The organism is Cupriavidus sp. 96C5-1 (genome assembly GCF_057798855.1).
Genome location: NZ_JBYOJU010000003.1, coordinates 13,661 through 35,934, shown reverse-complemented (window position 1 = coordinate 35,934; position 22,274 = coordinate 13,661). Strand labels below are relative to the sequence as shown.

22 protein-coding genes are annotated in these 22,274 nt (G+C 66.9%); 10 read left to right on the top strand and 12 right to left on the bottom strand.

What is annotated here, in order from left to right:
* Positions 1 to 10: 10 nt before the first annotated feature.
* Both AC3FOF_RS04815 and AC3FOF_RS04810 read right to left on the bottom strand, forming a co-directional pair.
* Positions 11 to 316, bottom strand: coding sequence for a recombinase-like helix-turn-helix domain-containing protein (locus tag AC3FOF_RS04815; protein WP_276266820.1), 306 nt, complete (start codon positions 314 to 316; stop codon positions 11 to 13).
* 297 nt (positions 317 to 613) lie between these two features.
* On the bottom strand, positions 614 to 1,507 hold the full coding sequence (locus tag AC3FOF_RS04810) for an alpha/beta fold hydrolase (RefSeq protein ID WP_276266821.1): 894 nt from the start codon (positions 1,505 to 1,507) through the stop codon (positions 614 to 616).
* A gap of 480 nt (positions 1,508 to 1,987) precedes the next feature.
* Between AC3FOF_RS04810 and AC3FOF_RS04805 the strand changes: the two genes are divergently transcribed.
* Positions 1,988 to 3,079: a porin gene (locus AC3FOF_RS04805; RefSeq protein WP_488725939.1), complete on the top strand. Its 1,092-nt coding sequence runs from the start codon at positions 1,988 to 1,990 to the stop codon at positions 3,077 to 3,079.
* Positions 3,080 to 3,178: 99 nt separating this feature from the next.
* Positions 3,179 to 4,162: a Bug family tripartite tricarboxylate transporter substrate binding protein gene (locus AC3FOF_RS04800; protein ID WP_488725938.1), complete on the top strand. Its 984-nt coding sequence runs from the start codon at positions 3,179 to 3,181 to the stop codon at positions 4,160 to 4,162.
* A gap of 115 nt (positions 4,163 to 4,277) precedes the next feature.
* Here AC3FOF_RS04800 and AC3FOF_RS04795 read toward each other — a convergent pair whose 3' ends face one another.
* Entirely contained in the window at positions 4,278 to 5,399 is a 1,122-nt protein-coding gene (locus AC3FOF_RS04795; protein WP_035807567.1) for an NADH:flavin oxidoreductase/NADH oxidase, read from the bottom strand.
* A gap of 224 nt (positions 5,400 to 5,623) precedes the next feature.
* A complete protein-coding gene (locus AC3FOF_RS04790; protein WP_051078412.1) occupies positions 5,624 to 6,484 on the bottom strand; it encodes a LysR family transcriptional regulator in 861 nt (286 codons plus the stop codon).
* Positions 6,485 to 6,592: 108 nt separating this feature from the next.
* Here AC3FOF_RS04790 and AC3FOF_RS04785 point away from each other — a divergent pair, with 108 nt between their 5' ends.
* Positions 6,593 to 7,189 carry a LysE family translocator gene (locus tag AC3FOF_RS04785; protein ID WP_488725937.1) on the top strand — a complete coding sequence of 199 codons (597 nt, stop codon included), beginning with the start codon at positions 6,593 to 6,595 and terminating at the stop codon, positions 7,187 to 7,189.
* A gap of 66 nt (positions 7,190 to 7,255) precedes the next feature.
* Here the strand turns inward: AC3FOF_RS04785 and waaC are convergent, their stop codons facing one another.
* Positions 7,256 to 8,254, bottom strand: a complete 999-nt coding sequence (gene waaC, locus AC3FOF_RS04780; protein WP_276266826.1) for a lipopolysaccharide heptosyltransferase I — start codon at positions 8,252 to 8,254, stop codon at positions 7,256 to 7,258.
* 116 nt (positions 8,255 to 8,370) lie between these two features.
* Entirely contained in the window at positions 8,371 to 8,970 is a 600-nt protein-coding gene (locus AC3FOF_RS04775; RefSeq protein ID WP_488725936.1) for a cysteine hydrolase family protein, read from the bottom strand.
* Between the two features lie 169 nt (positions 8,971 to 9,139).
* Between AC3FOF_RS04775 and AC3FOF_RS04770 the strand changes: the two genes are divergently transcribed.
* The 7 genes from AC3FOF_RS04770 to AC3FOF_RS04740 all read left to right on the top strand — a co-directional run bounded on the left by AC3FOF_RS04770 (position 9,140) and on the right by AC3FOF_RS04740 (position 16,728).
* Positions 9,140 to 10,012, top strand: a complete 873-nt coding sequence (locus AC3FOF_RS04770) for a LysR family transcriptional regulator (RefSeq protein WP_276266828.1) — start codon at positions 9,140 to 9,142, stop codon at positions 10,010 to 10,012.
* Between the two features lie 218 nt (positions 10,013 to 10,230).
* A complete protein-coding gene (locus AC3FOF_RS04765; RefSeq protein WP_488725935.1) occupies positions 10,231 to 11,001 on the top strand; it encodes a Phenylacetic acid catabolic protein in 771 nt (256 codons plus the stop codon).
* A 10-nt stretch (positions 11,002 to 11,011) separates the two neighbouring features.
* Entirely contained in the window at positions 11,012 to 12,169 is a 1,158-nt protein-coding gene (locus tag AC3FOF_RS04760) for a radical SAM protein (RefSeq protein ID WP_488725934.1), read from the top strand.
* Entirely contained in the window at positions 12,166 to 12,717 is a 552-nt protein-coding gene (locus tag AC3FOF_RS04755; RefSeq protein ID WP_488725933.1) for a PaaI family thioesterase, read from the top strand. Before AC3FOF_RS04760 ends, AC3FOF_RS04755 begins: the two co-directional genes overlap by 4 nt.
* 106 nt (positions 12,718 to 12,823) lie before the next feature.
* Entirely contained in the window at positions 12,824 to 14,071 is a 1,248-nt protein-coding gene (locus tag AC3FOF_RS04750) for an aminotransferase-like domain-containing protein (RefSeq protein WP_488725932.1), read from the top strand.
* A 184-nt stretch (positions 14,072 to 14,255) separates the two neighbouring features.
* Positions 14,256 to 15,179: a helix-turn-helix domain-containing protein gene (locus AC3FOF_RS04745; RefSeq protein ID WP_017226817.1), complete on the top strand. Its 924-nt coding sequence runs from the start codon at positions 14,256 to 14,258 to the stop codon at positions 15,177 to 15,179.
* 157 nt (positions 15,180 to 15,336) lie between these two features.
* Entirely contained in the window at positions 15,337 to 16,728 is a 1,392-nt protein-coding gene (locus AC3FOF_RS04740; protein ID WP_276266833.1) for an APC family permease, read from the top strand.
* Positions 16,729 to 16,730: 2 nt separating this feature from the next.
* Here AC3FOF_RS04740 and AC3FOF_RS04735 read toward each other — a convergent pair whose 3' ends face one another.
* The 6 genes from AC3FOF_RS04735 to AC3FOF_RS04710 form a co-directional block, all read right to left on the bottom strand.
* The gene (locus tag AC3FOF_RS04735) at positions 16,731 to 17,327 is read right to left on the bottom strand and encodes a TetR/AcrR family transcriptional regulator (protein WP_276266834.1); all 597 of its coding nucleotides are present in this window, start codon (positions 17,325 to 17,327) and stop codon (positions 16,731 to 16,733) included.
* Between the two features lie 160 nt (positions 17,328 to 17,487).
* The gene (locus tag AC3FOF_RS04730) at positions 17,488 to 17,964 is read right to left on the bottom strand and encodes a copper resistance protein CopQ (protein ID WP_488725931.1); all 477 of its coding nucleotides are present in this window, start codon (positions 17,962 to 17,964) and stop codon (positions 17,488 to 17,490) included.
* A 416-nt stretch (positions 17,965 to 18,380) separates the two neighbouring features.
* The gene (locus tag AC3FOF_RS04725; protein ID WP_035818778.1) at positions 18,381 to 20,111 is read right to left on the bottom strand and encodes an ABC transporter substrate-binding protein; all 1,731 of its coding nucleotides are present in this window, start codon (positions 20,109 to 20,111) and stop codon (positions 18,381 to 18,383) included.
* Positions 20,112 to 20,251: 140 nt separating this feature from the next.
* Entirely contained in the window at positions 20,252 to 20,560 is a 309-nt protein-coding gene (locus tag AC3FOF_RS04720) for a DUF2160 domain-containing protein (RefSeq protein WP_017231117.1), read from the bottom strand.
* A 13-nt stretch (positions 20,561 to 20,573) separates the two neighbouring features.
* Complete coding sequence (locus tag AC3FOF_RS04715; RefSeq protein ID WP_017231118.1) at positions 20,574 to 21,395, bottom strand: carbohydrate ABC transporter permease; 822 nt, start codon at positions 21,393 to 21,395, stop codon at positions 20,574 to 20,576.
* Positions 21,388 to 22,272 (bottom strand): carbohydrate ABC transporter permease, encoded by an 885-nt coding sequence (locus tag AC3FOF_RS04710; protein ID WP_276266843.1) that lies wholly within the window; start codon positions 22,270 to 22,272, stop codon positions 21,388 to 21,390. Before AC3FOF_RS04710 ends, AC3FOF_RS04715 begins: the two co-directional genes overlap by 8 nt.
* Between the last annotated feature and the right edge of the window lie 2 nt (positions 22,273 to 22,274).

The following is a 22,274-nucleotide window of genomic DNA, read 5'->3' as shown; positions in this document are numbered from 1 at the left end:
GAACTGCCTCTCAGGCGCCCAGGCGGCGCATTTCGGCGAGGAAACGTGCTTCGGTCCAGGCCTGGCCATCGGCGCCCAGCAGGCCGGCCTGGTTGAACGCACGCACGATCTCTTCCGGATTCCTGGCGCCGGCTTCGAAGGCGGCTTCCAGGGCATCGCCGAGCGCGTCTTCGTAAGCGGTGGGGGCGGCGGCGCGGGTCTGCCACACGATGTTGCGCACCTTGCCCGGCTGCTCGATATGGCCCTTGCCGGCGACATTGTTCGGAGCCGGGCGCTCCCAGGGCGCCAGATTCGGGTTGTATGCGAGGTTCTCCATTGCGCTGCTCCTTTGACCTTGTTGCCAGTCTGCCTATCGAGCGTTTTGTTTTACCTGTAAAACGCTGATTTAAATATTGAACACAGACACCACTATAGGCAACGAAACTTCAAAAATAGATTGGGGTTTACCCCGGAGATATGCCGATGCGATGCGAAGTCGACTCGGGGCCGGGGCGGCGGAGGAAAGCCGGCCGGCCGATTCGCCGCTCAAGGTGCCGCTCAAGGTGCCGCTTAAGGTGCCAGTCAAGGCGCCGATCAAGGCGCTGCAGGGCTGCGGACCCGCCGCAGCCAGCCTTCAGATAGCGTATCCGGCGAGCCCGCTGCGAATCCAGCGCGCCACCGATCGGGCCTGCTCGACGTAGCAGGCATGGCCCGCGTCCGGGATCAGTTCGAAGGGCAAGCCGAAGCGCTCGGCCAGCGCTGCGCAGCCAGGCGGCGGCGTTACGACGTCCAGCGCACCGCAGCCGGCCCAGACGCTGACGCCCGGCGCCCGGCGCCCGAGGTAATCGTCAATGGCATCGCCGCACAGCATGGCCACCGCTTGCCGGTAACCGTCGGGATCCAGCCGCCGCATATTCCAGCGCACCCACGCCTGCGCGTCGGCGCTGGCCGCCGCACTCAGCAGGCGGCCCGGACCGCGCTCCGCCAGGCCTTCCACGCCCAGGGCCGCCAGCGCATCGAGCCGCTGGCGCGCCACTTCCTGCGCCTTGCCTTCCTTGCCGGGGCCGCCGTAGCCCTGGGCCGGGCTGAGCAGCAGCAAGCGCGCGGGGAGCTGCGCCGGCCCGGCCTGCGCAATGTAGGCCGCGGCCATCAGCGCGCCCAGCGAATGCCCGACGATCACATCGGGCCGCAGGTCCAGCGCGTGCAGCAGTGCCTGCAGACGCTGCGCGTAATCGGCCGCGGTGGGCGCCGCGCCGGGCAAGGCTTGCGAATTGCCATAGCCGGGCGCGTCCCAGGCGATCACGCGGGCATCGGCCGCCAGCAGGCTCGCGCATGGCAGCCAGGAGGCCGCCCCCGAACTGATGCCGTGCAGCAGCACCACCAAGGGGCCACGGCCGCCGCCGCACCGGTAGGCCATCTGCGCGCCGTCGGCACCGACGGCCACGCGCCGCTCGGTAAAGCCGCTATCCAGGGCACGGAGCAGTTCGGCGGTCGGCTGGGGCGGCATCGTCTGATTGTTTTGTTTCATATATGAAACTATGGTTTGCAAATAAAACCTAGGAAATATAGACCGGCTGCTCGCGGAAATTGATCCGGGTTAACCCCTTGCGAAAAAATTCGCCGATAACCCGTGCGCGACGGACCGCCGGCCGCGCGCGGCCCTGGCTTTTCAGCCGCCCTTCCCTGGCGGCCAGCGCACGGGCGGCTCTCGGGGAACCGGCGCCGCCTCGCTGGCTCCACGCGCGGTGCAGGTCTGGGCACCCAGGATCACCGCTGGCCCTCCGCCTGCCGTCGCGTACCCACATCACTAGGGATTTCCCGCCCCTGTTTTTCACGAAACGAACAGCTATATTTTGCTCGTTGTTTCTTATGCAATCTGTTGTTTTATATATAAAACACAAGAGGCCGGCAAGTGCATGAACAACCATGCGCCCTCCCGGCCCGAAACGGCCCCGCGAAGCCATGCGGCGCCCACTACACGAATGGCGGAAAAGAGAGGAATCGATAAATGAAACCTGGACGGATCGCACTGGCCGCGCTGGCAGCGATGCCCATGCTTGCCTCGGCCCAGTCGGTGACGCTGTATGGCGTCGTCGATACCGGCATCGAATATGTGAACAACGTCGGCGCGGCCAAGGACAACCTGGTCCGCATGCCGAACCTGACGGGCACGGTGCCGTCGCGCTGGGGCATTCGCGGGACCGAAGACCTTGGCGGCGGGCTCAAGAGCCTGTTCGTGCTCGAATCCGGGTTCGGGCCGGATACCGGCGCGGCCAACCAGGGCGGCCGGCTGTTCGGCAGGCAGGCGCTGGTGGGCCTGTCCGGGCCTTGGGGCCAGATCGCCCTGGGCCGCCAGTACACCATGCTGTTCTGGGCAACGCTGGACCCGGACATCCTCGGGCCCAATGTGTACGGCTCAGGCTCGCTCGACAGCTATCTGCCGAACACCCGCGCCGACAACGCGATTTCGTACAAGGGCACCTTTGGCGGCGTGACGGTGGGCGCCACCTATAGTTTCGGCCGCGACACGGTGAATGCAGGCCCGAGCCCGTCCGGCACCAACTGCGCCGGCGAGAATGCCGCCAACAGCACGCAATGCCGCGAATGGTCCGCACTGCTCCAGTACGACAACAAATGGTGGGGCGTGGGCGCGGCCTACGACTCGCTGCGCGGCGGCCCCGGTGCGTTCGGCGGCCTGACCAGCAGCAGCCTGTCCGACAACCGGCTTTCGCTCAACGGCTACATGCTGCTGTCCCGGACCAAGATCGGCGCGGGCGTGATCCGCCGCGACAACCAGGGCAGCACCACGCCGCGCAGCGAACTCTGGTACACCGGCCTGGCGTACGACATCACGCCGGCGTTCACGCTGGCCGGCCAGGTCTACTACCTCAAGTACCACAACAGCGACAACAAGGCATTGCTGTACGCGCTGCGCGGCACCTACGCCTTCTCCAAGCGCACCTCCGTGTATGCCACGGCAGGCTTCATCGACAACGGCGGCCAGCTCGCCATGTCGGTGAGCGGCGGCTCGCCGGGCTCCAACCCGCGGCCGGGCGGGTCGCAGCTGGGCGCGATGCTCGGCATCAAGCACACGTTCTGAGCACCGGCGCACCGGCGCGTCACCGCGCGGCGCAAGCCGGGATGCCAGGCGCGCCGTGCGCCGCCTCCCGGCACGAAGTCAATCCGGAGGCATTTCTTCATGAAGCTCGCAACCCGCAAACTGTTTGCCGCCTGCGCGGCCCTCGCCGCCATGGCGGCGGCAGGCGCCGCCTGCGCGCAGGCCTATCCCAACAAACCCGTGACGCTGGTGGTTGCCTATCCGGCCGGCGGCGACACCGACGTGCTCGCCCGCCTGCTTGCCGAAAAACTTGCCGCCCGGCTGCGCCAGTCCGTGCTGGTCGAAAACCGTACCGGCGCGGCAGGAACGATCGGCAGCGCCTACGTCGCCAAGGCGGCGCCCGATGGCTATACCCTGCTGGTTGCGCCCAACACCGTCGCCATCGCGCCGCTGGTGCTAAGGAGCGGCACCGGCGCGAGCTACGACGTGCGCAACGACTTCACACCGGTTGCCCAGCTGGGCACCCAGTCGCTCTTCGTGGTGGTCAACAAGGGCACCGGCATCACGAAGCTGCCCGAGCTGGTCGCGCGCGCCAAGGCCGGCGGCGTGCAGGCCTATGCCAGCCCGGGCAATGGCTCGCCCATGCATATCCTTGGCGAGCTGTTCAACCGGGCCGCGGGCGTGAAGATCGCGCAGGTGCCCTATCGCGGCACCGCGCCGGCGGTGGTCGACGTGCTTGGCGGCCAGGTGCCGATGACCTACTCCACGCTCGGAGCGGTGGCGCAGTACATCGCGACCGGCGGCATCGTGCCGCTGGCCGTGGCGGACGGCAAGCGTTCGCCGTTCGCGCCGAACGTACCAACGCTTGCCGAACTCGGCCACAAGGATGTGGAAGTGGGTGCCTGGCAGGCGCTGCTGGCGCCGAAGGGCCTTTCGCCCGAACTGGTGAAGACGCTCAACGGCCACGTCAACGACATCCTGAAGATGCCTGACGTGGTCGCGCGCATGGCCACCATCGCGGTCACGCCGGTGGGCGGCGAGCCTGCTGCGCTGGGCAGGCTGATCGCATCGGATTCGACGCGATACGCGAAAATCGTCAAGGAGTTTGGCATCCAGGCGGACTAAGCGAGCTGGCACGTGCATTGGGCGGGAGCCGGCCGCCTTGCCACGTTCTGGGCGCCCCCGCCCGCCGCCTGGTGCGGCGGGCGGAAAGAGCGCCGTGATCAGCAGCCGAAGCCGCCTATCGCTGCCCGAAGCTCGCGTCGATAAACAGATCCTTGTACTCGCGCGGCTGCGAGCGCCAGTATTGCTTCGGCGCATGCACCTGCGCGCCGAGCCTGGCCGCGGCATGCCAGGGCCAGCGCGGATCGTAGAGCATCGCGCGCGCCAGCGAGACCGCATCGGCTTCGCCGTTGGCAATGATGGCCTCCGCCTGCTCCGGCTCGGTGATCAGCCCCACCGCGAGGGTCGGCAAGCCGACCTCGGCCTTGACCCGCTGCGCATAAGGCACCTGGTAGCCCGGCCCCAGCTTGATGGCCTGGGCCGGCGAGACGCCGCCGGTGGTGACATGGATCGCCGCGCAGCCGCGTGCCTCCAGCGCCTTCGACAGCGCCACCGTGCCCTCGATGTCCCATCCGCCGGGCACCCAGTCGGTGGCGGAGATCCGCACCCACACAGGCTTGTCGGCGGGAAATGCCGAGCGCACCGCGTCGAACACTTCGAGCGGAAAGCGCATCCGGTTCTCCAGGCTGCCGCCATAGGCGTCATCGCGCTGGTTTGCCAGCGGCGACAGGAACTGATGCAGCAGGTAGCCATGGGCGGCATGGATCTCGATGCCGTCGAGCCCGAGACGCGCGGCGCGCCTGGCGGTGGCGACGAAGTCTTCCCTGATCCGCTCCATGCCCGCGCGATCCAGCGCCACCGGTACATCCTCGCCCTGCGCGTGCGGCAGCGCGGATGGCGCCACCGTCTTCCAGCCGTCCGGCTCGCCGGGACGGATCTGGCGGCCGCCTTCCCATGGCACGTGGCTTGAAGCCTTGCGCCCGGCATGCGAGACCTGTATCGCCAGCGCAATCGGCGAATGCGCCCTGGCGGCGGCAATCACCTTCGCCAGCGCGGCCTCGCTCGCATCCGAATAAAGGCCGAGGTCTCCCGGCGTGATGCGCCCTTCCGGCGAGACCGCCGACGCCTCGATGATCAGCAGCCCTGCGCCGGAAATCGCAAGCTGGCCGAGGTGGATCATGTGCCAGTCGCCGGCGCAGCCCTCTACGGCCGAATACTGGCACATCGGCGCGATGACGATGCGGTTCTCCAGCCGCAGCCGGCCGATCGAAAACGGTTGGAACAATTGGCTTTGACTCATGGAGCGGCTCCGTGCTGTGCATGGCATGCGATGCCATGCGGGAAGAATGCGGTGCGGGGCACTTGCGCCGGCCCCCGGATCCCGTTCATTCTAGAAGGCAGGCCTTCAATACGTGGCAACCGTCCGCGGCCTGCGCACGCTGGCAAGGACAAAGAACCGGATGACACAGGGGTGCCGCGGGCGCTGCATCGAATGCTCGGCAGCGAGGCGAAGCGGCAGGCCCGCTATCGCCCTCGCAGCAGGCCCTCGCGAATGAAGTCCCCGAATTCCCGTGCCGCCGGCTGTGCGCCATGCCGGGGCAGGTGCAGGTTGATGGCGAAGCTGGGCAGTTCCGGCAGGCCGGAATCCGCGCCGAATATATCGAGGTCGGCCGGCACGGTGGACGCCAGCCATGCCGTGACCGCCAGGTCCATGCGCACCGTGGCCGTGGTTGCATCGATGTTGCCGTTCTCGAACACGGTGCGCCACGGCGTGCCGTGCTCGCTCAGGGCGGACAGCACCGCCGGGCGGAAAGCGCAGGTGTCGGCAACCATGGAGATGGGCAGCGGGCGTTTCAGGCGGGCCTTGCCCCCCTTGGCGCCAACCCAGACCAGCCGTTCCACGCGCAGGCATTCGCCGTCGGAAGGGCCCACCGGCTCCTCGATCACCGCCAGGTCGACCTGGCCGTCGGCGAGCGCGCGGGCAAGATCCGGCGAAGCGGCGCAAGACAACGATATCTCCACCTGGGGATGGGCTTCCGAGTAGGCCTTAAGCACGGGGGCGAGACTGGTTCCGACCAGGTCATAGGGCACCCCCAGGCGCACCTGGCCCGGCGCCGTGCCGGCAATCATCCCGGCCCAGATTTCGTCATTCAGGTGCAGCAGTTGCCTGGCTTTGCCCAGCAGGCGCTCACCGGCGGGAGTCAGGCGCAGGCCGCCTCGCCCGCGCTCGAACAAGGCCGCGCCAAAATCGTCCTCCAGCCGCTTGATCTGCTGGCTGACGGCACCCTGGGTCAGATGTAGGGCATTCGCCGCCGCGGTCATGCTGGCATGTTCCGCGACCGCCACGAAGGTACGCACGATGCGGGTATCGAGATGACGGGTCATGCCTGGCATTATATTTACTAATGCCAGGCATTATGAGAATTGCCTTTCCTAATGCAAGACGGCCCCCTACAGTTGGGCTCTCCCTGCACTCGCCCGCCCACGCCCGCCATGCCTGACCCGGTTGCCCCGCTTGCCTTGTTCGCCATCGTGTCCACCATCACCCCTGGCGGCGCCACCACGCTGGCGACCGCTTCCGGGGCGCGTTTCGGCTTCCGCCGCTCGGTGCCGCTGATGGCCGGCATCGCCGCGGGCCTGGCCTCGCTCGCTGCCGCTGCGGCGATCGGACTGGCCGGTCTGCTACTTGCGGTACCTTCGCTGCGCACGGCGATGAATCTGGCCGGCTCCGCCTACCTGTTGTGGCTGGCGTGGAGGATCGCCTGGAGCGGATCGCCAAACCTGCAGGCTGAGCTGGCGGCGCCGACGCGCTTCTGGAGCGGCATGTGCCTGCTATGGCTGAACCCGAAGGGCTGGGCCATGGCGCTGGGGGCAGCCGCGTCCTTCGCGGCGCTGGCGAGCGGGCCACTGCAGCTTGCCATCCTGCTTGGCTCGGCCCTCGGTTTCGCCGCCGCCGCATCGATGTCGCTCTGGTGCCTGGCCGGGCTGATGCTTTCCCGGCTGCTGCGCACGGAGCGCCAGTGGCGCTGCCTGAATGCCTTGCTTGGACTGCTGCTGGCCGCCTCGATCATTCCCATGTGGATAACATGACGAACCTGCCGGAAACCGCGGCCTTCGCGGAAACCGTGGACCTGCTGGCCGCGCTCGGCGACTGGCTCAGGCCTGCCGCACCGCCGTTTCCCGCGATCCGGCCTGCCCGCCCGTGACCCGGTCGATGGCGGCCAGCACCTCGTCGACTTCCGGCACCACGCCGCGGGCGCCCAGCGAGACCGACTGTCCCGGGGTGTCGATGCCGAAGTGCTGGCTGTCGGTCACCGTGAACAGCATCACCGACGGCTTGCCCAGGGCATCGGAAAGATGCACGAAACCGGTGTCGGTCCCCACCACCAGCGCGGCGGCGTCCACCCGCTGCGCGCATTCGGTGATGGTCATGCGCGGCAGCACCTCGGCGCCGGGAATCTCGGCTGCCAGCGCCTCCGATTGCTCGCGTTCGGCGGGCGAACCCCAGGGCAGCTGGATCTTGTAGCCCCGTTCGGCCAGGGTCCTGCCAACCGCGATCCAGCGCTGCGCCGGCCATTTCTTGGCCTCTACCGAGGTCGCATGGAACAGCATCGCGCGCGGCACGCCGTCGGCGTTGAGCGGCACGGCGGGCGCAGGAACGCGCAGTGCGTAATGCTCGACGGGATCGAGCGGGTATCCGAGCGCATTGGCGACCACCATGCGCATCTTGTGGCGCGCGGTGGCGTCGCCGTGCGGGCCGAAGATCTGCGTGTAGGCGAACACGGCACGCGCCTCGCCGAGATACTCGGCGGCATAGCCAAGACGGCGGCCCGAGCGTGCCAGCCAGGCCACGATGGCGCTTTTGTACACGCCATGCACATCCACCACCACGTCATATTTCTCGCGGCGCAATTGCCACAGCGCACCGAAGATGGCGCGCAGGTCGGACCAGCTGCGCGATTTCTTGAAGCCGCGCAGCGGCGGGGCGATCACGCGGTCCACGCCGATCGCCCAGCGCGGAATATCGGCGCAGGATGCATCCGCCACCCAGTCGATCTTGGCCTCGGGATAGGCGCGGCGCAGGTCGGACACCAGCGGCAGCGTGTGCACCATGTCGCCCAGCGAGGTGATCTTGATGAGGAGAATGCGTTTCATTTGGATGGCAAATCGGATTGCAGGGAAAGCGCCGGGGTCCGGCGAGGCCGTAGTATGCACCAGCCCCCTGGCCTGCGCATCTTTTGCGCCGGCGCGCCAGCCTCCCTGCTCGCCGCTCAGCCCCAGGCGGCGGGACTGGCCACCACCGTGGCAAAGCGGTCGTGCAGCGCCGCCAGCGAAATGCGGTGGAGCTCGGCCGCCGTGACCGGCACCCCGCCCAGCGGGTCGGGCAGGTCGCGCGTGGCGCAGGCCGATGCCACCACCGTGCTGCGGTAGCCGTGATCCAGCGCGGAACGCACCGTGGCGCTGACGCACATATGGGTCTGGAAGCCGGCCACGATCAGTTCCTTGCGGCCGAGCCGCTCCAGCAGCGCCGCCAGCGTGGTGCCGGCGAAGCTATTGGGCAGGCCCTTGACCACGGTATGTTCGCCCGCCAGTGGCTCCAGCCCTCCGATCATGGCCGCGCCGTGGCTTTCGGGATCAAAGGCGCCGCCAGCCCTGCCGTGATGCACCACGTGCACCACCGGACTGCCGTGGCGGCGCGCCAGCGCCAGCAACTCGCCGCAGGCTGCGGTGGCGGCCGCGATGCCGGTCAGCGGCAGTTTGCCGTCCACGTACTCGCGCTGGTGATCGATCAGCACCAACGCGGCGGCCTCCCAGGCCGAAGGCATGCGGCTGGCGCCGGCAAGGTCGAGCAAGGTGAAGGGTGCGGCCATGACGTTTCCTTTCCAAGTGAGTGAGAGTCTGGCACGCCGGCGCAACCAGGGGCAAGGGCGCCGGCGTGCATCGGAAGCCTCCGGCAGACACCGCCGCGGCGGCCACCGTGCAAACGCATGATAGGCCGCGTTATGCTGTACGCCAATTCTCAACTCACTCACACCAACCGTGCAAAAACGTTCACTCCACTGGGACGACCTGCTGACCCTGTCCACCCTGATCCGCGCCGGCAATTACTCCGCCTGCGCGCGCGAGCTGGGCGTGACGCATGCCACCGCGATCCGCCGCATCCGGCGGCTGGAAAGTGCGCTCGGCCAGCCGGTGGCGACGCGCACCGAAGGCGCCTTCGCGCTGTCGGCGGCCGGCCGCTGCGCGCTGGCCGCGGCGCAGCAGATGGAGAGTTCGGCCGGGCGCCTGTTGCGCGAGGTCGAAGAGGCCGACAGCGGCATGTCGGGCGTGGTCGGCATCGCGTGCACCGCGGCATTCGGCAGCCACTTCCTCACGCCGCGGCTGTTCGGGCTCTGCCAGGCCCACCCGCAACTGGAGGTCCGGCTGGAAACGGACAACCGCATCGCCAGCCTGGCCCGGCGCCGCGCCCATATCGCCGTGCGGCTGGCCAGGCCGCAGGAAAGCGATGTGATCGCGCAGCGCGCGGGCAGCATGGGCTTCGGCCTGTATGCGCCCGCACGGCCTGCGGGCGCCGGGCCCTGGCGCGAACAGGATCTTGGCGCCGCGCCGCTGTGCGGCCTGCTGGACGAAGGGCTGGCACTGCCGGAGTCGGAGTGGACCCGCACGCTGGCCGCGCGCACGGGCTTCCAGTCGAACAACCTGCTGGCGGTGCATGAGGCGATCCGCAACGGGCTGGGCATCGGCCTGCTGCCGCACTACCTGGCCCGGCAGGACGAGCGGCTGGCGCTGATACGGGAAGTACCCGAGGTGGTGCGGGAAATCTGGCTGGCCTATCCGCGCGAGTTTCGCGGCGCCTCGCGCTTCCGCCCGGTGATCGACTGGCTGGCGCGGACCCTTCATACCTGCCCGTGACCCGGACCGTGGCGCACGCATGCCGCCGCGATCGCACCGGGCGGCGCCACATGGGAGCGCAAGCGGCGAGCCCCGGCAGCGGCCATCAATATCCGGTGAATTCTGCAGTAAATTAATTTCACGGCAAGAAAGCACAGATATGGCAGTTTTGCACAGCTGTGCCGCCGGCGCCTCTCCATACACTTTCTCCCGCATATCAAAGACAAGAGGGAGACACCATGGATACCACGCTAATAGAAAACACGCCGCAAGCCGGGCCGATCGCCGGCCCGGGTTCCGTCAGGGATGCGTCCGATTTCCGGAGCATGCCGGAGGAATACCAGCAACTGGCCACCCGGCTCATGCTCGTGCACACGGAAGGCGAACTTACCGGCGCCGACGATTACACCCAGATCTTCTATAACATCGCACCCAATGCGTTCGAGAAGCAGGTCTGCTGCGAGCGCGCGGCCGAGGAGGTCCTGCACTACCGCCTCAGCGCCGAAGTGCTGGGCGAGATCGGCGTGGACACCTCCAGCATGCTGGGCCAGCATTTCCTGGAGCGCCCGTACTACCCGAACGAGCTGGTGCGCGGCGTGAAGAACTGGATGGAGCGCGGTATTTTCTCCTTCATCGGCGAAGCCGTGGTGCTCGAGCATCTGCTCGAGTTCGCCGAGAGCAGCTACAAGCCGTTCGCCGACATCTTCGTCAAGCAGATCATCAGCGACGAACACACCCATGTGGCCCACGGCTACCGCATCATCAAGGAGGCATGCGAGACCGAGGAAGGCCGCGCCGGCGCGCAGCAGGCGCTCGACCGTCTCTGGCCGCATCTGCTCGACCTGTTCGGGCGCTCCGATTCCCAGCGTTCGCGGCTCTACCTGAAGTGGGGCCTGCGCAAGACCGGCAACGAAGCCTTGCGCGCCCAGTTCGTCAGGAAGACGGTCCCTCGCCTGGCGGCCATGGGACTGCACGTGCCGGACGGCGCCGCCAATCGCGCCTTCGTCTGAGGGAGCGGCCATGAGCGATGTCTCCAGCCTGCACCAGCAGCGCAAACTGGCAATCACCGAGCGGCTTCCCCAGTTGCTCGACGGCGACCCTGAACTGGCCGCGCGCTTCCAGGCCGTGAGGGGCTTCTCAGCCCGGGTCCGCGCTGCCGAATACCACCTGACCAATGCCTGCAACATCCGCTGCAAGGGTTGCTGGTTCTTCGAGTTCGGTCATGACAAGAGCGCGCCGGAAGCGAAGGCGCTGGACGACTGGACGGCTTTCATCGAGGCCCAGCGCAAGAAGAAGGTCAATGCCGCGCTGCTGATCGGCGGCGAGCCGACCCTGTTCATCGACCGCATCGCCGCCTTCGTCGAACGCATGCGCTATGTGTCGATCTCCACCAATGGGCTCAAGGCGTTTCCCAACGTCGCGCCTTTTGAGAACGTCACTGTCTTCATCACCCTGTTCGGCGGCGGCCCCCTCGATGACGAACTGCGCGCGATCAAGCCGGGCGGCACGCGTTTCACCGGCCTGTTCGACACGGCGCTGGCCAACTACGCCGACGACCCGCGCGCCTGCTTCGTCTACGCGGTGACGGAGGGTGGGCTGTCGTATATCGAACCGACGGTGCGCCGTATCTGCGACAACGGCAATACGGTCACCTTCAATTTCTACAGCCAGTACAACACCGGCCATCCGCTACGGATGCAGAACGAGCAGCGCCTGTTGCGCGAGATGCTGCGCGTGCGCGAACGCTATCCGGATACGGTGCTGAACCACCCCGCCCACATCGAAGCCATGGTGACGGGACAGGCCTGGTGCGGCAGCTTTGGCTACGACACCTGCCCCAGCATCAGCCAGGATCACCCGGACAACCAGGCACGCCTCGCCAACGGCAACCCCGGACTGACCTTCTTCAACACCTGGAAAGCCGATCTGCAAACGCTGGAACGCTGCTGCACCTCGGGCCATTGCGAAGGTTGCCGCGACAGCCAGGCGGTCTATAGCTGGCTGATCGTGAGCCTGGCCAGGTCGCTGGCATCGCGCGAGACGCTGCGGACCTGGGTCGAGGTGGCGGAGTCGTACTGGCGGCAGTTCATCTGGTCGCCCTACTGGAGCGGGCCACGGGAGCGCGTGGCGCAGTCCGGGCGCGCGGCCGACCCGCAACCGCTGGAGATGCTGGCATGAGCCCGGGCGACAGCACCCACGACCGGCACGAGCGCGCCCTCAGGCTGCCGCTGCCCGCCGAGGAACGCGCGCAATGGCAGGCGCGGCTCAATGCCCTGCCGGTGCTCACGCATATGGGTGCCGAACTCGATCTCTCCCATCCTGCCATCGTGCGGCTCAAGCTGGTACGCCAGATGGACGCGCATATGGGCGGGCTGGGCACCACGGCGCTCAACGGCGCGGTGATCGCAGGCATGATCGACTGCGGCATTTCCACCGCGGGCATCCTGCAGTTCCGCGGCCGCACTTGCGGCACCGTCCATCTTTCGATCGACCTGATGAAGCCGGTACGGGCCGCGCACCCCACTCTCGAGTGCCGCGTGGTGCGGCGCACCGATTCGCTCGCCTTCGTCGAGGCACGGCTGCTTGGGCCGGACGGCGGCATTCACGCGCAGGCCAGCGGCATCGTCTCGCTGGCCCGCCTGGCCGGCCGGCACGCCGGTGCCGGGCACCACGACAACTGGAGCGCACTGCACCGCGCGGCGGAGCCAGCCTCCGCCGCGGCCTGAAGACGCAGCCCGCAAGGTATTGCCGCCCGTCTTGCGGGTGCGTCCGGCCCGTGCGCTCCCATTCGCCTATCCCCCGCTACCAGATGGCATCGCCTGCCGTACAGCCATGAAACCCCTCCCCCCTTTCGACACCATGACCGCAAACCGCCCCACCGCATTTGCCGAACGCATGCGCCGCGTGCAGAGTTCGGCCGTGCGCGACCTGCTCAAGTACAGCAAGATCCCAGGCATCATCTCCCTTGCCGGCGGCATTCCCGCGCCGGACCTGTTCGACATCCCAGGCCTGCTGGCGGCGCTGGCCGCGGTCACCGAGGGCGGTGACCCGGAAGCGTTCCAGTACGGCATGACCGAAGGCGAAGCCAGCCTGCGCGCGCAGATCGCGGCGCTGCTGAAGCATCGCGGCATCTCCGCCACCCCCGCGGACATCCTGGTGACATCCGGCTCCCAGCAGGGGCTGGACCTGGCCGCGCGGGTATTGCTGAACCCCGGCGACACGATACTGGTCGAGCGCCCGTCCTATCTCGCCGCGCTGCAGACCTTCGAACTCGCAGAAGCCAGTATCGTCTCGGTGCCTTCGGATGAGGAAGGCATCGATGTGGCATGGATCGAAGCCTACCTGTCGAGCTGCGAGGTCAAGGCCATCTACGTCGTGCCAAACTTCGGCAACCCCAGCGGCCGGACCCTCTCGCTGGAACGCAGGAAACGGCTCGCCGAGCTTGCGGCGCGTTTCGGCACCTACCTCATCGAGGACGACCCCTACGGCGAACTGCGCCTGTCGGGTGCGCCGGTGGCAAGCATCCGCGAGATCGCGGAACGTTCGCCGGCACGGGACCGCGTCATCTACCTGTCCTCGTTCTCGAAGATCCTCTCTCCCGGGTTGCGGGCCGGATGGATGGTGATGCCGGAAGCCGTCCTGCAACAGGCCGCCCTCGCCAAGCAGGCCATCGACCTGCATACCTGCAGCCTCTCGCAGCGGCTGATCGCCAGCTATCTCGCCGACGGCCGCCTGTGGCCCCGCCTCGCGGTGCTGACCGCCGCCTATCGGGAACGGCGCGACGCACTGATGCAGGCATTGCAGCGGCACCTGGGCGACGCGATCTGCTTCAACGAACCCGAAGGCGGCATGTTCCTGTGGGCCAGGTTCGCACCGCAGGTGGATGCTGCCCGCGTGCTGCGCGCCGCGATCGAGGCCGGCGTGATCTTTGTTCCCGGCGCTGCGTTTTTTGCCGACCATCCCGAGCACAACACGCTGCGGCTGTCCTACTCGACCATCGACACCGAGTCGGCCGAGACCGGCGCCATGCGCCTGGCCAGTGCGCTGCGCACGGCGTATCCGGAGGCCATCGCGCGCTGAACCCGCCGCGCGGCGGCGCCCCGCGTCAAACCCGCCGGGCCTGTCCGGCCAACTTCCGCCAACTTCAGCCAACGATTGAAGTACGGACAACAAAACATGAAATCTGGAGAAGAAGCCCCACTTAGTGCGTATTGAGCGGCAGCGCGATTTGGGTAGAATTTCCCGACCCTCAAGGACGGTCGCCATGACAGCCCTCAAACTCGATTTCCGTAATCCGGACGACCGTGCATCGCTGTTTTCCGTCGCGCCGGTGCGCAGCAGCGCGGTGTTTGGCTGGAAGGACCTGTATTTCGAGCGGCGCGACGACGACATGTTCGAGACGCGCGAACATGCCATCGACGGGCATTACCTGATGGTCAAGCTCAACCCGCTCTCTGTCGCCGAACGCCGCATCGACGGCCGTGCCCGCACCGAGGTGCAGCGGCGCGGCGCCACCGCCTATGTGCCCAGCGGCTGCGGCCACAGCGTGCGCTACATACGGCCCCTGGGCAGCTTGTGCCTGATGACCCTGCACGATGCCACCTTGCGCGATATCGCCGATGAGCTCGGCCTGCCCGGCTTTGCCGGCACGCCCGCCTTCGCGCATGAGACCGACAGCTTCGTACTGAACGCGTTCGAGGCGCTGGACCGTGAACTGCGCGACGGCAATCCGCACGGCGCGCTGTTCGGCCAGGCCTATGCGCGCCTGGTCGCAGCGCATATCGTCACGCGCTACGGCAGCGCCGGGCGCCGCAAATCGAGAATGCCGGCCTTGTCCGTCAGCAGGATCAAGTGGCTGGACGACTATATCGAGTCCAAGCTCACCCACCCCATCTCACTGGACGACCTGGCCCGCCAGGCGGGCCTGAGTCCCTACTACTTCACGCGCATCTTCAAGGAAGCGACAGGGCTGCCGCCCTACCAGTACGTGCTGCACAAGCGTATCGAGTTCGCGCGCATGTGCCTCAGGCAGGACCAGCTATCGATCGAGGACGTGGCCATGGCCTGCGGCTTCGGCGACCCGATCCAGTTCTCCAAGCAGTTCAAGAAAATATGCGGCACTACGCCCTCGGCGTTTCGCGCCGAGTGCCGCCACCTGTCCGTGCAGGACTGCAGGCGTTCGGCCTGAAGCCGCCGCAGTCTGCGCGGCGCGTCGCGCAGACTGCGATATGGCGAGCCGGCGGGACGGCAGGCGATGTAGGCCAGCCATCTCATCGCGAGAATCCGCTGGAAAGCGCGCGGGCACGCAGTATAGTTGCCCTAGATTCCCCGCTGGGAGAACCGCCATGGACCGGAACACGCCGGAACGGCTGGAGGCAGGCGCGCTCGGGCTGGGCGAGTCCGTGGTGATGGGCGTGGCGGGCACGGCACCCGCCTTCAGCCTGGCAGCCACCACGGCCACCCTGGTCGCCGCGGTAGGCACGCTGGCGCCAGCCAGCCTGCTGTATTGCGGACTGATCATGTTCGGCGTGGCACTGGCCTACCAGCGGCTGAACCGGCTGCAACCCAGCGCCGGCGCCTGCTACGCCTGGGTGACCGGGATCTTCCATCCCGCGCTTGGCTTTTTCGCCGGCTGGGCGCTGCTGGTGGCTTCCGCGGTCTTCATGGTGTCCGGCACCATTCCCGCCGCGACGGCAACCCTGCTGCTGATCGATCCCGCGCTGGCCGGGCGCCCGCCCGTGGTAACGCTGGTGGCCGCCGGCTGGCTGATTGCGGTAAGCGCCGTGGTGATCAAGGGCATCAAGCTGACCAGCTACACACAGGTGGCGATGACGCTGATCGAGGTCGGGGTGCTGGCCGCGATCGCGCTCGCGGCCGTGTTGCGGGCGCCGCTCCCGCTGGCCCACCCGCTATCCCTGGGATGGCTGTCGCCGGCTGGCTTTACGCCGCAGCTGTTCGCCAACGGCGCGCTGGTGGCGCTGTTCTTCTTCTGGGGCTGGGACGTGACCGCCAACCTGACGGAGGAAACCCGCGATCCCACGAGGGCGCCGGGACGCGGCGCGCTGCTGGCCATGGTCGTCGTGCTCGCGCTGTTCATGGTGTTCGTCGCAGCCTGCCTGGCCGTACTGAGCGACCAGGAGATCCGCCAGGCCGGCACCAACGTAGTATTCGCGCTGGCGGCGCGGCTGCTGCCGCGGCCATGGGACTACCTGGCGGTGCTCGCCGTCATGCTCAGCACGGTGGGAACGCTGGAGACCTCGATCCTGCAGTTCACCCGCACGCTCTATGCCAAGGGCCGCGATGGCCTGCTGCACCCGCGCTATGCCGAACTGCACCGGACCTGGCGCACGCCCTGGGTGGCCACCGTGGTGATCGCCGCTCTCGGCCTGCTGCTGCTCGCCCTGTCCGCCCGTTTCGCCAGCGTGGGCCAGATCATCCAGGACTCGGTCAACAGCATCGGCTTCCAGGTGGCGTTTTATTATGGGCTGGCCGGCTTCGCCTGCGCCTGGCACTCCCGGCACGGCGCCGCCCGCGCGCCCGCCAGGCTGCTGCTGCTGGTGCTCTGGCCCGCCTGCAGCGCGGCCTTCCTGTGGTTCATCGCGCTATACAGCATCCCCAGCTTCGACCTGCCCACGCGCGTGATAGGTCTGGGTGGCATCGCCGCGGGCGTGGTGCCGTTCCTGCTCAACCGGCGCCGGCAGCTTGCCGCCAGCGCCGAGGGCCCGGCCCCGGGCTGAGCTCAAGCCGGCTCGCCCGGTGCACGGCTGCGGCTGGGGGTTACCGAGGCGATCAGCAAGGTCGCCGTGGCCTCGATGCGTTCCGGCGCGCCGAACAGGCGTGCCACCACCAGGCCGCTCTGCAGCGCGCCGAACACCGCTTGGGCCAGCGCTTGCGGCGGTATCGGCAAGAGCGTTCGCCTGGCGGCCTGCGCGGACGCCAGCAAGCGTGTGAGCCAGGCTTCATTCAGCCGGTAGAAATCCTTGAGGATGCGATGCACCCCCTCGGGCAGGAATGCGGTCTCGGCTGACAGCATGCCGACCAGGCAGATGGCATCGCCGCCCGCCGTGGCGAGCCAGGGCTCCAGGTAAGCGCGCGCCTGCGCCTCGGCCGGCAGGCCGGTATCGATGCCGCGCACGTGCCCGCAGATACGCGCGCTGTATTCCGTCACGGCCGCCTGCAGCAGGTCCTCCTTGGAGGGGAAGTGGTAGTGGATGCTGGACGTCTTGACCCCGACTCGTTCGGCGAGGTCCCGGTAGCTGAAGCCATTGAATCCCCGCTGCCTGACCAGCAACAGGGTGTGCTCTAGCAGTTGCTCTCGTACGGACTGGGTTGTCATATGGCCTTTATCCGCCTATCGGCGGACCCTCGGAACGGCGGTAGCTGGACGGATAGCGGCTCCGCCCAATGGCAAAGAGCCGGGGTGGCCGGCTCCTGGCATCCATCACGGCGCACTTCGTCCTGACGGACTGACGCAGGGGCTCGCCCCTTGCTCAAGCTCAAGCGTTGGCGCCTTCGGTGAAGACATCGAACCTGCCGGTACGGGCGCCGTCCGTGTAGGGGTCGGCGCTGCGGGCCGGGGAAGCCGAAACACTGCTGCGGTCCAGGCCGGCGACGATACGGGCGCCATCCGTGTACGGGTCGGCCTTGCCGACGCGGGCGCCGTCCGTGTAGGCGTCGACGCTGCGGGCAGGGCTGGCCGACACGCCGGTGCGGTCCAGGCCGGCCACGATACGGGCGCCGTCGGTGTACGGATCGGCCTTGCCGGCGCGGGCACCTTCGCTGAAGGTGTCGAACTTGCCGCTGCGCGCGCCGTCGGTAAAGGCGTCAGGCGTGCTGGTGCGGAAGACGTAGCCGTACTTGTCGCCGTAGAAGCTGCTGTCCTTCGGGCCCGAGGCCTGAGCATGGCCTGCTACGAAGGCGGCGGCGAGCGTGGCGGCGGTGATCAGGCTCTTGGCAAGGAAACGGGTGTTCATGATGCTCTCCATCGAAAGTGAGGATCCGCGCTGGGGCAGGATCAGGATCAATTAGTCGCTACGCTCTGGAATCCCTTACAGCCAGTTATCTACTAGTAGATAGATTAACGGGCCAAAAAAAACGGGAATTACCCAAGTGTTGCGCTGGATCCCTCTTTCCTGCCTCGGCCTTCTGTTTCTAGGCGGGGCGGAGCAGCGGTGTCCATGGCTCGAATATTATCTACTAGTAGATAGATAGTCAAGATATTTTCAGGACTTTCGTTGAAGTACATCATGCATCACCCGGATTCCGGCTCCGCCCGCGCTGTGACCGATCTGCCCGCAATATCAAAAAACGGACGGCAGCCCAGGCTGCCGTCCGTTTCAGTGCCACGCCGCGCCCGGTCCGGCGCGCGGCAATGGATCGCCCTTTCAACTCACCGCACGCGCCCCTCCTTCCAGGCTTGCAACAGCTTTTCGTAGGCGATGGTCTCGCCCTTGGGCTTCTCGTTGTCCAGCTTCTTCCATGGCGCGTGGTCCGCCGACAGCCACTTGGCGGAATCGCCTTTCGGGTTCAGCTTGGGCGCGCAGTTGCTCATGCCGGCGCGCTGCAGCCGTCCCATCACCTGGTCCATTTCTTCGGCCAGGTTGTCCATCGCGGCCTGCGGCGTCTTCTCGCCGGTCACCGCGGTCGCCACGTTCTTCCACCACAGCTGGGCCAGCTTGGGGTAGTCCGGCACATTGGTCCCGGTCGGCGTCCAGGCCACCCGCGCCGGGCTGCGGTAGAACTCGATCAGGCCACCGTACTGCGCCGCGTGCTTGGTGAGGTACTCGTGATGGATGTCGCTGTCGCGGATAAAGGTCAGGCCGGTGAGCGACTTCTTCAGCGACACCGTCTTCGAGGTCACGAACTGCGCGTAGAGCCAGGCCGCGGCAAGGCGGTTGGGATCGGTGTTCTTGAAGAAGGTCCAGGAACCCACGTCCTGATAGCCATTCTGCATGCCCTGCTTCCAGTACGGGCCATAAGGCGACGGCGCCATGCGCCACTTGGGGCTGCCGTCGGCGTTGACCACCGGCAGGCCCTTCTTGGTCATGTCGGCAGTGAAGGCGGTGTACCAGAACACCTGCTGCGCCACCTGCCCCTGCGCCGGCACCGGGCCGGCTTCGGAGAAGGTCATGCCCATGGCCTGCGGCGGCGCGTACTTCTTCATCCAGTCGATGTACTTGGTGAGCGCATAGACCGCGGCCGGGCTGTTGGCGGCGCCGCCGCGCGACATCGAGGCGCCCACCGGGGTGCACTTGTCCTCGGCCACGCGAATGCCCCACTCGTCGACCGGCATGCCGTTGGGCAAGCCCTTGTCGGCGGCGCCGGCCATCGACAGCCAGGCATCGGTGAAGCGCCAGCCCAGCGAGGGATCCTTCTTGCCGTAGTCCATATGGCCGTAGACCTTCTTGCCGTCGAGTTCCTTGACATCGTTGGAGAAGAAGTTGGCGATGTCCTCGTAGGCCGACCAGTTGGTGGGCACGCCCAGGTCGTAGCCGTACTTGGCCTTGAACTTGTCCTGCAGGTCCTTGCGCGCGAACCAGTCGGCGCGGAACCAGTACAGGTTGGCGAACTGCTGGTCGGGCAGCTGGTAGAGCTTGCCGTCCGGCGCGGTGGTGAACTTGGTGCCGATGAAGTCCTTGACGTCCAGCCCGGGATTGGTCCACTCCTTGCCGGTGCCGGACATGTAGTCGGACAAGGGCAGGATGGCGCCATAGCGGTAGTGGGTACCGATCAGGTCGGAGTCGGAGATCCAGCCGTCGTAGATGGACTTGCCGGACTGCATCGAGGTCTGCAGTTTCTCCACCACATCGCCTTCCTGGATGATGTCGTGATTGACCTTGATGCCGGTGATTTCCTCGAACGCCTTGGCCAGCGTCTTGGACTCGTATTCGTGGGTGGTGAGGGTCTCGGAGACCACGCTGATCTGCGTCACGCCCTTGGCCTTGAGCTTGGCGGCGGCGTCCATGAACCACTTCATTTCGGCAAGCTGCTTGTCCTTCGAGAGCGACGACGGCTGGAACTCGCTGTCGACCCACTTCTTGGCCTCCGCCTCGCCTGCCCACGCCGCGTGGCCGCAGGCGAGCGCGGCCGCGCAGGCCAGCGCCGTCATGCCCAATTTCACGTGCACCTTCATTGACGTCTCCTCGAGAATCCCCCTCCCTGCTCTTTGTCTGGGTCGCGGTCCGGGGAAGGTGCAGGCCGCTGTGCCCATTGACGAAAAATCCGTCGCTTCATGCTTGCCGGCTGTCTTGCCGGCTTTCTTCAGCCCTTGCGCATCACCAGCGCCAGCGCCAGCATCGAGACCACGAAGCTGATCCAGATCGAAGGCTCCTCGGCCAGCGAGAACCACGCCACCATCTGCTCGCCCAGGCCCACCCAGGCCAGGTTGATCCAGGCGGCGCACATCAGGCCGATGAACAGCCGGTCGCCGCGCGTGGTGGCGATGGGCAGGAAGCCCTTGCGCTCCGTCGTCGGCGCCCGGCTCTCCCACACCGTCATGCCGATCAGCATCGCCACCACGCTGATAAAGAACACGGCCACCGGCGTGGTCCAAACCATCCAGTTGAGCATGGCTCTCCTCTCCTTACACGCGGCCCATCGCGAAACCCTTCGCGATGTAGTGCCGTACAAACCAGATCACGATGCCGCCCGGGACGATGGTCAGCACGCCGGCCGCGGCCAGCACGCCCCAGTCCATGCCGGAGGCGGACACGGTGCGCGTCATGGTGGCGACGATGGGCTTGGCGTTGACCGACGTCAGCGTACGCGCCAGCAGCAGCTCCACCCAGCTGAACATGAAGCAGAAGAACGCGGCCACCCCCACGCCTGCCTTGATGAGCGGCAGGAAGATGGTGAGGAAGAAACGCGGGAACGAGTAGCCGTCCACATAGGCGGTCTCGTCGATCTCGCGCGGCACGCCCGACATGAAGCCCTCCAGGATCCACACCGCCAGCGGCACGTTGAACACCAGGTGCGCCAGCGCCACGCCAAGGTGGGTATCCATCAGCCCGACGGTGGTGTAGAGCTGGAAGAACGGCAGCAGGAACACCGCCGGCGGCGTCATGCGGTTGGTCAGCAGCCAGAAGAAGACATGCTTGTCGCCGATGAACCGGTAGCGTGAAAACGCATAGGCCGCGGGCAGCGCCACCGTGATCGAGATCACGGTGTTCATCGCCACATAGATCATCGAGTTGATATAGCCCGAGTACCAGGATGGGTCGGTGAAGATGGTCCTGTAGTGCTCCAGCGTGAAATCGTTTGGCAGCAGCGACAGCGTCGAGACGATCTCCTCGTTGGACTTGAACGACATGTTCAGCATCCAGTAGATCGGCAGGATGGCAAAGACCAGGTACGCCACCAGGAAGAGTGCGCGCCAGTATGTCGCGCTCTGTTTGGCTTCACGCATGGGGCATGTCCTCGCTGCCGGCGGTGCCCGCGCGCTGCATCCAGTTATAGAGAATGAAGCACATGAGCAGGATGATCAGGAAATAGACGATGGAGAATGCAGCGGCCGGCCCGAGGTCGAATTGCCCCACCGCCTTCTGCGTCAGGTATTGCGACAGGAACGTGGTGGCATTGCCGGGCCCGCCGCCGGTCAGCACGAAGGGCTCGGTATAGATCATGAAGCTGTCCATGAAGCGCAGCAGCACCGCGATCATCAGCACGCCGCGCAGCTTGGGCAGCTGGATGTAGCGGAACACCGCCAGGCGCGAGGCGCCATCGATCTGGGCCGCCTGGTAGTAGGCATCGGGAATCGCGCGCAGGCCGGCATAGCACAGCAGCGCCACCAGCGGCGTCCAGTGCCACACGTCCATCACCAGCACCGTGACCCAGGCGTCCACCGCGCTGCCGGTGTAGTTGTAGTCGAAGCCCATGCCGGACAGCGCGGCGCCGAGCAGCCCGATATCGGTACGGCCAAAAATCTGCCAGATGGTGCCGACCACGTTCCACGGGATCAGCAGCGACAGCGCGATCACCACCAGCACCGCCGACGCCTTCCATCCCTTGGCCGGCATCGACAGCGCCAGCAGGATGCCCATTGGAATCTCCACCGCCAGCACCGACAGCGAAAAACCGAGCTGGCGCAGCAGCGCATCGTGCAGTTCGCCGTCGCGCAGTACGGTGCGGAACCACTCGGTGCCGACGAACACGCGCCGCTCCGGCGAGATGATGTCCTGCACCGAGTAATTGACAATGGTCATCAGCGGCAGGATGGCGGAGAACGCCACGCACAGGACCACCGGGATCACCAGCAGCCAGGCCTTCTGGTTGACGGGCTTCAGCG